The following is an 11,578-nucleotide window of genomic DNA, read 5'->3' on the forward strand; positions in this document are numbered from 1 at the left end:
GCGCGTTCAGGCCGGGTCCCGGCGGAACAACCAGTCGACCTTCGGCTCGAGCAGCCACCGCATCCCGCGCCGCACGAACGGCTGTGCCAGGAACAGGCTCACCGCACACGCCACCAGCACCATCAGCAGCACGAACGGCCACGCCGAGTGCTCACCCGCCAGCACCCCCGACTCGCGGATCGGGTAGAGCAGGAACGTGTGCAGCAGGTACACGTACATCGTCGCCGCACCGAACCGCGTCAACCAGACCGTCCGCCGCGGCACGAGGACCAGGAACGACGCCGTCAACAGCGTCGCCAACAGCATCAGCGCGAAACGGACCCCGCCGGCCCACCACGCGTCCTCGCCGAGTCCCGAGTACGAGTCGTCGTAGAAGAACCAGTGGTGCAGGTCGAACTCCTTGAACTGCGGGATCCACAGCGCGCACGACACCGCCCACGCCAGGAACACCACACCCGCGAGGACCCGCACGCGGACCACCGTCCGCCGGGAAGCCTCGTACCAGCGGTCGAACAGCCCCCACTGCTTCACCTGCCAGCCGAGCAGGAAGAACGGCAGCAGGCTGATCGCCCGGCCGAGGGACAGCGTCGAGTCCACGTTGTCGAAGTACCCGACGCCGATGCTCAGCACCACCGCCCACACCAGCGGTGCCCGCAGCTGCGCCAGGTACGGCAGGATCAGCCGGAAGATCCCCAACGCCAACAGGAACCAGAGCGTCCACGTCGGCTTCGTCGGGTTGAACTCCTTGCCACCCTCCACCACCGCCTGCACCACGGTCCAGATCGTCTGCATGATGATGTACGGCACCACGATGTCCGTGAACGTCCGCCGCATCCGCTTCGCCGTCGGGGTGTCCGCCGACGAGAAGTACCCGCTGATCACCCCGAACGCCGGCATGTGGAACGCGTAGATGAACGTGTACAGCGCCAACGCGTGCTCACTGCCCGTGGTCTGCCGCTGGATCGCGTGCCCGATCACCACCAGCGTCACCGCCAGGAAGCGCGCCGTGTCCCACATCGGGATCCGCCGCCGGATCCGACCCGGGTCGAGCGCGCCCGCCGGGGCAGAGGGCGCGGGAGGGGCGGCGTCCGTCGTCATCCTCCGCACGTTACCGTCCGACGGCTGCCCCGGTGTCGGTAGCGTTGCCCCGGGCCGCCCACCGTCCCCGACCCGCGAGGAGCATCGTGACCACACGTCGAGCCGTCGTCACCGGAGCCAGCTCGGGCATCGGCGCCGCCACCGTCCGCCTGTTCCGCCGACACGGGTGGGACGTCCTCGCCGTCGCCCGCCGAGCCGACCGGCTCGAGGCGCTCGCCGCGGAGACCGGCGCGGACACCCTGGTCGTCGACGTCACGGACTCCGCCGACGTCGCGGCGCTCGCCGCACGGGTGGACGAGCTCGGCGGCGCGGACGTGCTCGTCAACAACGCCGGGGGAGCGTTCGGGTCGGCCTCGGTCGAGCACAGCGACGTCGACGACTGGCGGGCGATGTTCGAGGTGAACGTCCTCGGCACGAAGCGCGTCACCGCTGCCCTCCTGCCGGCACTCCGTCGTCGTGCCGGCGAGACCGGCGGCGCGGACGTCGTGACCGTGACGAGCACGGCGGGCTTCGTCGCCTACGAGAACGGCGGCGGGTACGTCGCCGCGAAGCACGCCGAGCACGCCCTGGTCGGCGTGCTCCGACTCGAGTTGAACGGCGAACCGATCCGGGTCGTCGAGATCGCGCCGGGCATGGTGAAGACCGACGAGTTCGCACTGGTGCGGTTCGGCGGCGACAGCGACGCGGCCGCGGCGGTCTACGACGGGGTGGAGGCACCACTGGTCGCCGACGACGTGGCCGAGGCGATCGTGCACGCCGTCGAACTGCCGGCCCACGTCAACCTGGACCTGGTGACCGTCCGGCCGGTCGCGCAGTCGGCGCAGCACAAGCTCGCCCGCGGGCCGCTGACCCCGAAGGCGTAGCGGCCGGGCCACGGCGCGGGGCCCGCAGCGCCCGGGCGGCGATCACGGGTCGCGGGCGGAGCATCCCTGCCGGTACCGTGGGCGGATGCCGATCAGCAGCGAACCCGCGGAGTCTCCCGCCTCGTCGACCGTGACCGTGACGAGCGGACCGGAGGTGCTCGGCTGGCTCGAGTTCGGCGACGCAGCCCGGCTGCTCGCGAAGGACGTCCTGTCCGCCGGCTTCGAGCCCGAGGTCGTCGTGGCCGTCGCCCGTGGTGGGCTCATCATCGCCGGTGCCGTCGCCTACGCCCTCGGCACCAAGCAGTGCGGCTCGATCAACGTCGAGTTCTACACGGACGTGGAGCAGCGCCTGGAGGAGCCGGTCGTGCTCGCTCCGGCCCTCGACGCACCGAGCCTCGCCGGCAAGCGGGTCCTGGTCGTCGACGACGTGTCCGACTCCGGACGCACCCTGGCCCTGGTGGTCGACATCATCCGCAGCGCCGGCGCCGACGTCCGCAGCGCCTGCCTGTACTCGAAGCCCGGCACCGTCCTCGAGCCGGACCACGTGTGGCGTCGTGTCGACGGCTGGATCACATTCCCGTGGAGCGCCCTCGCACCGGTGACGGCCGAGTCGTGAGCATCCACCTCGTCGGCGGCGGCCCCTTCGTCGCCGCGGATGCCGCCGCGGCCTTCACCGCCGAGGCCACCGCCCGCTCGGCCGCCGTGGGACGGACCGTCCCGCGCATCGCACTGCTCTCCGTCGCCTCCGCGGACGGGGCCTCGCCGTCGTCGACCGCGGACATCGCCGAGGTCCTCGGAGGGTCCCGTGCCGCCGAGGTGCTGGTGACCGAGGTCGCGGCGGGCGCGGTCTTCGAGACCACGGTCCTCAGCGACGTCGACGCCCTCGTCGTGGGCGGCGGTCGTACCCCCGACTACCTGGACGCCGTCGCTCCGCTCGTCGACCAGATCCGCCTGCTCGTCTCCGACGGGCTGCCCTACCTCGGCTACTCCGCCGGCGCGATGATCGCCGCGGACCGCGCCCTGGTCGGCGGCTTCCGCATCGGCGGCGTCGAGGTGTGTCCCGAGGCCGCGTCCGAGGGGCTCGACGAGGTCGAGCTCCGCGAAGGGCTCGGGCTCGTCGACCTGACCATCGACGTCCACGCGGTCCAGGCCGGCACCCTCGCCCGCCTGGTCGCGGCCGCCGAGGCCGAGTTCGTCACCGCGGGCCTGGCCGTCGACGAGGACACCACGCTGGTCGTCGGCGAAGGCGCCCTCGAGGTCCGGGGCACGGGGAGCGTCTGGCGGGTGGTGGCGGGCGACGAGTCCGTCTCGGTCGCCACCATGGGCGCCTGAGCGTGCAGCCGAAGCCCCTCGCCGACCTGGTCGACCCGGGCTGGGCGGCAGCGCTCGCGCCCGTCGAGGACGACGTCCACCGCATCGGCGCCTGGCTCCGTGCCGAGACCGAGGCCGGTCGTCCGTACCTGCCCGCCGGTCCCGCCGTGCTCCGCGCCTTCGAGGAGCCGTTCGACCGGGTGAAGGTGCTCGTCGTCGGCCAGGACCCGTACCCGACGCCCGGACACCCGATCGGGCTGTCCTTCACCGTCGACCCGCACGTGCGGCCGGTCCCGCGCAGCCTGCAGAACGTCTACCGCGAACTCCACGACGACCTCGGCGTCACGCCGCCGCCGCACGGTGACCTCCGCGCCTGGTCGGACCAGGGCGTGCTGCTGCTCAACCGCGTGCTGACGGTGGGCGTCGGCGAACCCGCCAGCCACCGCGGCAAGGGCTGGGAACGGGTGACCGAGCGGGCGGTCGAGGCGCTCGTCGCCCGCGACCGTCCGCTCGTCGCCGTGCTCTGGGGTGCGCAGGCCGCGTCGGTCCGACCGCTGCTCGGTGACACCCCGGTCGTGGCGTCGGCCCACCCCAGCCCGCTCAGCGCCTCCCGCGGGTTCTTCGGCAGCCGCCCGTTCTCGGCCGTGAACGACCTGCTCGTCGCCCAGGGGGCCGACCCCGTCGAGTGGACACTGCCGACGGAGGCGTGACGGGCCTCCCGTAGGCTCGTGTCGTGCTCGAGGAGGAATACCAGCAGCGGCGCGTCCTGCCGCGCCACCTGCGTGCCCCGGCGCCGGTCGAGCCGGCGTTCGCGTACGCGATCCGTCCCGTCACGGCCGCGGACCTGCCCGAGGTCCGCGAGATCCACACGCACTACGTGCGCAACTCGTCCGTGACCTTCGACGCGGCCGCGTTCACCTTCGCGGCGTGGAAGAAGCGGTTCGACGAGGTCCAGCGTCGCAAGCTGCCGTTCCTGGTCGCGGAGAACCCGTCCGGACAGGTGCTGGGGTACGCGCTCGTCGAGCCGTGGAACATCCGCGACCGGTCGAACCGGGTGGTCGAGGACTCCATCTACCTCGGCGCCGCGGCGGGCGGCAAGGGCCTCGGCCGGGCGCTGATGGAGGCGCTGCTCGAAGCCTGTCGGACCGTCGGCGTGCGGGAGGTGATCGCCGTGATCGCCGACCGGTCCGCAGACGCGTCGATCCGGCTGCACGAGCGGCTCGGCTTCGAGGAGGTCGGACGGATGGGCCGCGTCGGCTACAAGTACGACCGGTGGCTCGGCACGGTCACGATGCGGTTGCGCCTGCGGAGCACCCGCAAGCCGCTGTTCGGTCCGCGCGACTGACGTCGACCGCCGAACGAGACCCCGTCCGGACCCGTCGTCAACCTGCTTCGGCGACGAACTCGTCCCGGGTGGTGCGCACCAGGTCGGCGGCCGCGGCGGAGGCGACCCGGGCGTCCCGGCCGACGACCGCCCGACCGACGGCGTCGTGCCGGGCCGCCGCCCCCGCCGTCCACCCGGTGATCGTGTCCCGCGGCTCGCTCGTCCGGGTGCGCAGCAGCGCCTCGACGGTGCCCGCGAAGTGGGCGAAGACCGCGTTGCCGGAGCCGGTGAGCAGCGCGCGGTGGAAGCGGACGTCGGCGTCGAGGTAGGCGCGCCCGTCACCCGCGGACGCTGCGGCGACCATCTCCTGCGCGGCGGTGAGGACGGCGTCGGCCGCCGCCCCGCCGTGTTCCGCGGTGAGGCCTGCGGCGACCGGCTCGATGCCCAGCCGGAGGTCCAGGAGTTCGCGCTGCTGGGTGAAGTACGCCCCGGAGGTGCCCCGCCAGCGGATCACCGACGGGGACAGCAGCTCCCACCGGGTCGCGGGCTGCACCTGTGTCCCGACGCGCTGTCGTGGTTCGACCAGCCCGAGGGACTGCAGGACACGCAGTGCCTCGCGGACGACGGACCGCGAGACGCCGAACTCGGCGACGACGTCGTCCGGGCGGAGCACGGTGCCGGGGACGAGGGTGCCGTCGACGATGCGCTGACCGAGCGTGTCGAGCACGTGGGCGTGCAGGCCGCCGGGTGTCGGCATCGTTCCTCCTCGTCGGACCTCGTCACGCGGATGTGTGACGCGGTGACCATTGCAGCGGCAGACTGCGCCTGAGTCCGGGTGGCGCGCGGACGACGACGATGTAGTCTGATTAATCAGATTATTGCACCGGCGACCGCGGCTGGGATCAGCACCCCGGTCCACCCGGCACCAGCAGCAGGACGGCAGCAGCGCAGGAGCTGCTCCAGGAAGGGGCACAGATGCCTCACCTCCAGACCACCGCGGCCAGCCCGCTCGGCGTGAGCTCGCTCCCGCCGGGCCACGTGCTCGCCGCGGGCACCGAGACGGTCGACCCGTCCGGTTCGATCCCGCAACTCGTCATCGCTGCGCTCATCGGCATCGTGGTGATCATCGCCCTCATCACCTGGCTCAAGGTGCACCCCTTCGTCGCCCTGACGATCGGTGCGCTCGGCGTCGGCATCGGTGCCGGGCTCGCCCCGGAGAAGGCGGTGGCGAGCTTCGGGGACGGCTTCGGCGCGACCATGACGAGCGTCGGGATCCTCGTCGGCCTCGGCTCGATGTTCGGCAAGCTCCTCGTCGACTCCGGCGCCGCTGACCGGGTCGTCGACACCCTGGTCCGGCGGTCCTCGGCCGCGGCGCTGCCCTGGACGATGGCACTGATCGGTGCGCTGATCGGCCTGCCGATGTTCTTCGAGGTCGGCCTGGTCCTGCTCATCCCGATCATCGTCCTGGTCGCGAGGCGCAGCTCCGTCCCGATCATGAAGATCGCGATCCCGGCCCTCGCCGGGCTCTCCACGATGCACGCGTTCGTCCCGCCGCATCCCGGTCCGCTGGTCGCCGTCTCGACGGTCGGTGCGGACCTCGGCACGACGCTGGCGTTCGGCATCGTGCTCGCGATCCCCGTCATCGTCCTGGCCGGCCCGGTCTTCGCCCGCTTCGCGGCGCGCTGGGTCGACGTCCCGGTGCCGGACATCTTCGGCGCACGGGGCGAGGACCCCGCGCACTCCGGCCGGGAGGCCCGCCGCACCCCCGCCTCGGAGGACACCGCGTCCCTGCCCCACGGCAAGAGCGACTTCACGCGGGTGATCAGCGAGCCACGCAGCCCGTCGTTCGCCGTCGCGCTGGTCGGCATCCTGCTGCCCGTCGTGCTCATGCTCGCGCAGGCGATCCGCGAGGCCACGGCCCCGGACGCGCGTGGTGCCTGGGTGGGCGTGCTCGACTTCCTCGGGACGCCGATGATCGCGATCGGCATCGCGACCGTCTACGCGATGGTCTTCTTCGCGATCGGCGGCGGCATGGACCGGTCCGCGGTCGCGAAGTCGCTCGAGAGCGCGCTGCCACCGGTCGCCGGGGTGCTCCTCATCGTCGGTGCCGGCGGTGGCTTCAAGCAGGTGCTCATCGACACGGGCATCGGCGGCGTGATCGCCGACGCGGTCAAGGACTCCGGCGTCTCGGTGCTCCTCGTCGCCTGGGTGGTCGCCGCGCTCGTCCGCGTCGCCACCGGGTCCGCCACCGTCGCGACCGTCACGGCCGCGGGCATCATGGCCCCGATCGCCCACGACCTGTCGTCGCCGATGACGTCACTGCTCGTGCTCGCGATCGGCGCCGGGTCGGTGTTCCTGTCGCACGTCAACGACGCCGGGTTCTGGTTGGTGAAGGGGTACCTCAACACCTCGGTGGGACAGACCTTCAAGTCGTGGTCGGTGCTCGAGTGCCTGATCTCGGTCATCGGTCTGGTCGGCGTGCTCGTCGCCGGGATCTTCATCAGATGAGCGGGCAGTCGGACGGACGGCAGCCCCGCTCGGAGTCCCGGACGCTGGACTCCCGGGTGCTCGTGGTGATGGGCGTCTCCGGTTCCGGCAAGTCCACCGTCGCGGCGATGGTCGCCGACGAGCTCGGGTGGGAGTTCGCGGAGGGGGACAGCATGCACCCCGAGGCGAACGTCGCGAAGATGCACGCCGGCACACCCTTGACGGACGAGGACCGCTGGCCGTGGCTCGACGTCGTCGCCGGCTGGATCCGCGGCCACCTCGACGCCGGGACGAACGGGGTGGTGACCTGCTCGGCACTGAAGCGGTCGTACCGGGACGTGCTGCGGGCCTCCGGGGTGGTCTTCGTGCACGTCGCCGCGGACCGGGCCCTGCTCGAGGAGCGGATGTCCTCGCGGTCCGGGCACTTCATGCCGGCGTCCCTGCTCGCATCGCAGCTGGCGACCCTCGAGCCGCCGCAGCCGGACGAGGCGCATCTCACCGTCACCGCCGACCGCTCACCGGAGGAGGAGTCCGCCGAGGTGCTCGAGCTGCTGGGGTTCCGGACGGCCTGACGGGACCGCCCCGCTTGAGAGGGCGGACGGGCGGACGTCGGCAGCATGGGGGCATGCCTGTCGACGACTCCCCGTCCCTGCTCACCCGCGGCTACGGCTTCGGCGCCCACGTCTGGCGCCGGGCGGCCGACGGTGCCAGGGCGGTGCCGATGCGCTTCCTGCTCCGTGACGCGCTGCTGGTCCGCGGTGCCGAGGGTGTCGAGTTGTTCTACAGCGACCGGGTCGCCCGACACGGTGCGATGCCGGCGATCGTTCAGCAGACGCTGTTCGGCGACGGGTCCGTGCACAGCCTCGACGGCGCCGAGCACCGGCACCGCAAGGCGACCTTCGTCGACGTCGCGTACGAGGACGAGCAGGTCGCCCGCCTCACCCCGCTCATCGCCGAGGAGTGGCACCGGGAACTCGACGAGTGGCTCGGCGGCGGGCAGCGGTCCGCCTACGACGCCGCCGTCGGTGTGTTCGGCCGTGCCGGCATGCGGTGGGCGGGTCTGCCCGGCACGCCGGCCGCGAAGACCCGGTGGGCAGCACGCCTCGCGCAGATCGTCGACGGGTTCGGTGTGCCGTACTCGCCCGAGTACCTGCTCGCCGTCCGGAACCGGTGGTGGTCGAACCGACACGCGGAACGCCTGGTCCGGGCAGTCCGGGACGGCGATCTCGACCCGGCTGAGGGCACGGCGCTGTACGAGTGGGCGTGGCACCGTGACCGCTCCGGCGTCCTGCTGCCCGCGGTGACCGCCGGCGTGGAGCTCCAGAACAGCATCCGTCCGCTCATCGCGGTCGCCCGGTTCGTCGCGTTCGCCGCGAAGGAACTGCACGACCGGCCGGAGTGGCGTGCCCGGATCGCCGAGGAGTCCGTCACCCGACGCTCGCTCGCCGGCGGGCCCCTCGCGACCGCCTTCGCGCAGGAGATCCGCCGGACGGCGCCGTTCGTGCCGATGCTGCCCGGGTGGGCGACCGAGGACCTCGACATCGGCGGCGAACGACTCGCGAGCGGCGGCCGGGTCCTGCTCGACCTCCTCGGCACCGACACCGACGACCGTTCGTGGCCCGACGCCGACCGCTTCGACCCGGATCGGTTCCTCGGCGTCGACGACTACGAGGCGATCGAGACGTTCGTCCCGCACGGTGGCGGCGACGTCGCGACCGGCCATCGGTGCCCGGGGGAGAAGCTCGCGATCGTCGCACTCGCCTCTTCGGTCGCGACCCTGAGCGACCCGCGTTTGAGCGTCCTCGACGAGGGGCTCGACGTCGACCGTCGCCGCCTGCCCACCAAGCCCGCGTCCGGTGGCCGGGTCCGGGCCTCCCGGTCCCCGGGTGATGTCGCCGGCGGCCGATCGCGGGCGTCCGGATCCGGCGGCTGCCCGTTCCACCGCGGCGGCGGCCACTGACCCCGTCCCACCGGACGACATCGGGCGGGGCGGGACGGAGCGCGCCGACCTCCCGGATCAGACCTCGGTGACCCGCCCGGCCTCGACCCGCCACTGCCGGTCGAGCTGCACGGTGTCGAGCATCCGCCGGTCGTGGGTGACCAGCAGCAGCGTGCCTTCGTAGGACTCGAGCGCCTGCTCGAGCTGCTCGATCGCGACGAGGTCCAGGTGGTTCGTCGGCTCGTCCAGCACGAGCACGTTCACCCCGCGAGCCTGGAGGAGCGCCAGGCCGGCCCGAGTCCGTTCGCCCGGCGAGAGCTCACCGGCGGCCCGTCCGACATGGTCGGCCTTCAGCCCGAACTTCGCGAGCAGGGTGCGGACGTCCGCGGTGTTCATCTCGGGGACCAGTCCCTCGAACACGGCGGCCAGAGGCTCGGACCCGGTGAACAGCGACCGGGCCTGGTCGACCTCGCCGACCGCCACGCTCGACCCGATCGACGCCGTGCCACTCGTCGGTTCCTGCCGGCCGAGCAGCGCCCGCAGCAGCGTCGACTTGCCGGCGCCGTTCGGGCCCGTGATGCCGATCCGGTCGCCGCCGTTCACCTGCAGCGACACCGGGCCGAGGGTGAAGTCGCCCTGCTCGTAGCTGGCGTTCGACAGGGTCGCGACGACGGCCGAGGACCGCGGCGCCTGGCCGATCGTGAACTCGAGCTGCCACTCCTTGCGCGGCTCCTCGACCTCGTCCAGCCGGGCGATCCGCGACTCCATCTGCCGGACCTTCTGCGCCTGCTTCTCGCTCGACTCGCTGGCGGCCTTGCGGCGGATCTTGTCGTTGTCCGGCGCTTTCTTCATCGCGTTCCGCACGCCCTGGCTCGACCACTCGCGCTGCGTCCGAGCCCGTGAGACCAGGTCGGCCTTGGTGGACGCGAACTCGTCGTACGCGTCGCGCTTGTGCTGACGGGCGATCTCGCGTTCCTCGAGGTACGCGTCGTAGCCACCGCCGAACAGCCGGTTCGACGACTGCGCCAGGTCGAGTTCCAGGACCGCCGTCACCGAGCGGGCCAGGAACTCGCGGTCGTGGCTGACCAGGACGACGCCGCCGCGCAGGCCGCGCACGAACTCCTCGAGCCGGTCCAGCCCGTCGAGGTCCAGGTCGTTCGTCGGCTCGTCGAGCAGCACGATGTCGAACCGCGAGAGCAGCAGCGCCGCCAACCCCACCCGGGCCGCCTGTCCGCCGGACAGCGAGGTCATCAGCGAGTCCGCCGTGACCGAGCCGTCGGGTGCGTCGAGGGTCAGGCCGAGGTCGGCGAGCACCACCGGCATCCGCTCGTCCAGGTCCGCGGCACCCGAGGCCAGCCACCGTTCGAGGGCGACCGAGTACCGGTCCGCTGCGGCGCCCCCGGCGTCCGGCTCGCCGAGGGCCAGCGCCGTCGTGTCCATCTCCGCCGCCGCGTCCGCGCACCCGGTCCGGCGGGCGACGTACCCGGCGACGGTCTCACCGGGCACCCGCTCGTGCTCCTGCGGCAGCCAGCCGACGAACGCATCCGTCGGGGACAGGGACACGGTCCCGGCGAGCGGCTCGTCGACCCCGGCCAGCAGACGGAGCAGCGTGGACTTGCCCGCGCCGTTGACGCCGACGACGCCGATCACGTCACCGGGTGCGACCGTGAGGTCGAGGGAGTCGAACAGCGTGCGGGCGGCGTAGCCGCCGGCGAGCCCCTTGGCGACGAGCGTGGCGGTCATCCCCACATCGTCCCACCTCGCCGGGGCCGCCACGGACCGGGACGGGAGGCGCGGTGCCGGGCCGCCCCGCGCCTCCCGTCAGTCGAGCGGTGCGGCCGAGTCGAATGCGACGGTGAGCAGGGGCAGCTCGTCGCGGGGGAGCACCGCCGTCAGGAGTCGCCCGTCGTCGAGCTCGGTCGCCAGGCCGAGCACGAAGGGGTCCGTGTCGAGGAGCAGCCCGGGGCGCTCGACGCCGTCGACCAGGACGGGGTGTCCGGACTGGACGCTCCGTTCGTCGACCAGGGTGGGCCAGGGGTCCTCGGTGGACTCCGGGAGGGCGAGTTCCTCGCGGTACCCGTTGACGAGGACGTACTGCACGTGCTGCACGAGGGTCTCGGCAGGTGACGGGCGGCTGGTACCGCGCCGGCTCCAGTGGGTCTGGACCGCCTCCCACAGCATCGGGTACCGCATCCGCTCGACCGTGGCGACGAGCCAATCCGGGCGTGGCCAGGGCGGGACCTCCTCCAGGGACCGTCGCCGCTCGTCGTCCATCGTCGCCAGGTTCACCGGGTCGTCGTGGTCCTCCGGGTTCCGCCAGAGCGTGTACTGCCGCGACACGGTCGCGCTGTCGCGGATGCCGTCGGACTCGCCCGTCTGCACGCCGACGGAACCGAAGTCCTCGAGATGCCGCTGTGCGACGAGCCCGGCGATGCCGAACCCCAGCGAGCGGGCCGCGGCCCGGCGCGCGATCTCCGGGTCGGGCGCATCCGCACTGAGCACTCCGCCGTGGTCCATGCGCCGAGCCTGGTCTCATCGAGGCGGTCGGTCAAGGGC

The 11,578-nt window shown here is 72.7% G+C and carries 12 protein-coding genes; 8 read left to right on the forward strand and 4 right to left on the reverse strand.

The genetic code is table 11. The features are described from left to right. Positions 1-6: 6 nt before the first annotated feature. On the reverse strand, positions 7-1,098 hold the full coding sequence (locus tag DEI89_RS00605) for an acyltransferase family protein (protein ID WP_110902103.1): 1,092 nt from the start codon (positions 1,096-1,098) through the stop codon (positions 7-9). A gap of 86 nt (positions 1,099-1,184) precedes the next feature. Here DEI89_RS00605 and DEI89_RS00610 point away from each other — a divergent pair, with 86 nt between their 5' ends. The 5 genes from DEI89_RS00610 (at position 1,185) to DEI89_RS00630 (ending at position 4,617) form a co-directional block, all read left to right on the forward strand. Beyond that, positions 1,185-1,961 carry an SDR family oxidoreductase gene (locus DEI89_RS00610; RefSeq protein WP_111194277.1) on the forward strand — a complete coding sequence of 259 codons (777 nt, stop codon included), beginning with the start codon at positions 1,185-1,187 and terminating at the stop codon, positions 1,959-1,961. Positions 1,962-2,046: 85 nt separating this feature from the next. Further along, entirely contained in the window at positions 2,047-2,577 is a 531-nt protein-coding gene (locus tag DEI89_RS00615; RefSeq protein WP_181421440.1) for a phosphoribosyltransferase, read from the forward strand. Next, positions 2,574-3,293: a Type 1 glutamine amidotransferase-like domain-containing protein gene (locus DEI89_RS00620; protein ID WP_181421441.1), complete on the forward strand. Its 720-nt coding sequence runs from the start codon at positions 2,574-2,576 to the stop codon at positions 3,291-3,293. Before DEI89_RS00615 ends, DEI89_RS00620 begins: the two co-directional genes overlap by 4 nt. A gap of 2 nt (positions 3,294-3,295) precedes the next feature. Continuing rightward, positions 3,296-3,982: a uracil-DNA glycosylase gene (locus DEI89_RS00625; protein ID WP_110902104.1), complete on the forward strand. Its 687-nt coding sequence runs from the start codon at positions 3,296-3,298 to the stop codon at positions 3,980-3,982. Positions 3,983-4,005: 23 nt separating this feature from the next. After that, positions 4,006-4,617: a GNAT family N-acetyltransferase gene (locus tag DEI89_RS00630; protein ID WP_110902105.1), complete on the forward strand. Its 612-nt coding sequence runs from the start codon at positions 4,006-4,008 to the stop codon at positions 4,615-4,617. 37 nt (positions 4,618-4,654) lie between these two features. Here the strand turns inward: DEI89_RS00630 and DEI89_RS00635 are convergent, their stop codons facing one another. After that, positions 4,655-5,353, reverse strand: a complete 699-nt coding sequence (locus DEI89_RS00635; RefSeq protein ID WP_110902106.1) for a FadR/GntR family transcriptional regulator — start codon at positions 5,351-5,353, stop codon at positions 4,655-4,657. A gap of 218 nt (positions 5,354-5,571) precedes the next feature. On the opposite strand from DEI89_RS00635, the gene DEI89_RS00640 reads away from it, so the two are divergent. From DEI89_RS00640 to DEI89_RS00650, 3 genes are read left to right on the forward strand one after another with little or no spacing between them, the layout of a single operon-like run. Continuing rightward, positions 5,572-7,104 (forward strand): GntP family permease, encoded by a 1,533-nt coding sequence (locus tag DEI89_RS00640; RefSeq protein WP_110902107.1) that lies wholly within the window; start codon positions 5,572-5,574, stop codon positions 7,102-7,104. Next, positions 7,101-7,655 carry a gluconokinase gene (locus tag DEI89_RS00645; RefSeq protein ID WP_110902108.1) on the forward strand — a complete coding sequence of 185 codons (555 nt, stop codon included), beginning with the start codon at positions 7,101-7,103 and terminating at the stop codon, positions 7,653-7,655. Before DEI89_RS00640 ends, DEI89_RS00645 begins: the two co-directional genes overlap by 4 nt. Before the next feature lie 53 nt (positions 7,656-7,708). Further along, positions 7,709-9,043, forward strand: coding sequence for a cytochrome P450 (locus DEI89_RS00650; protein ID WP_110902109.1), 1,335 nt, complete (start codon positions 7,709-7,711; stop codon positions 9,041-9,043). A 57-nt stretch (positions 9,044-9,100) separates the two neighbouring features. On the opposite strand, the gene DEI89_RS00655 is transcribed toward DEI89_RS00650, so the two are convergent. Together DEI89_RS00655 and DEI89_RS00660 are read right to left on the reverse strand one after the other, a co-directional pair. Further along, positions 9,101-10,765, reverse strand: a complete 1,665-nt coding sequence (locus DEI89_RS00655) for an ABC-F family ATP-binding cassette domain-containing protein (RefSeq protein ID WP_110902110.1) — start codon at positions 10,763-10,765, stop codon at positions 9,101-9,103. A 78-nt stretch (positions 10,766-10,843) separates the two neighbouring features. Continuing rightward, entirely contained in the window at positions 10,844-11,539 is a 696-nt protein-coding gene (locus DEI89_RS00660; RefSeq protein WP_110902111.1) for a hypothetical protein, read from the reverse strand. Positions 11,540-11,578 lie beyond the last annotated feature (39 nt).

This window comes from Curtobacterium sp. MCBD17_030 (genome assembly GCF_003224255.1).
In the GTDB taxonomy this organism is placed as follows: Bacteria; Actinomycetota; Actinomycetes; order Actinomycetales; family Microbacteriaceae; genus Curtobacterium.

Bases quoted from the DNA above. Each gene is read 5' to 3' on its own strand.
- DEI89_RS00605 (WP_110902103.1), bottom strand. From the start codon at position 1,098: ATGACGACGGACGCCGCCCCTCCCGCGCCCTCTGCCCCGGCGGGCGCG.
- DEI89_RS00640 (WP_110902107.1), top strand. From the start codon at position 5,572: ATGCCTCACCTCCAGACCACCGCGGCCAGCCCGCTCGGCGTGAGCTCG.
- DEI89_RS00655 (WP_110902110.1), bottom strand. From the start codon at position 10,765: ATGACCGCCACGCTCGTCGCCAAGGGGCTCGCCGGCGGCTACGCCGCC.
- DEI89_RS00650 (WP_110902109.1), top strand. From the start codon at position 7,709: ATGCCTGTCGACGACTCCCCGTCCCTGCTCACCCGCGGCTACGGCTTC.
- DEI89_RS00645 (WP_110902108.1), top strand. From the start codon at position 7,101: ATGAGCGGGCAGTCGGACGGACGGCAGCCCCGCTCGGAGTCCCGGACG.
- DEI89_RS00635 (WP_110902106.1), bottom strand. From the start codon at position 5,353: ATGCCGACACCCGGCGGCCTGCACGCCCACGTGCTCGACACGCTCGGT.
- DEI89_RS00660 (WP_110902111.1), bottom strand. From the start codon at position 11,539: ATGGACCACGGCGGAGTGCTCAGTGCGGATGCGCCCGACCCGGAGATC.
- DEI89_RS00615 (WP_181421440.1), top strand. From the start codon at position 2,047: ATGCCGATCAGCAGCGAACCCGCGGAGTCTCCCGCCTCGTCGACCGTG.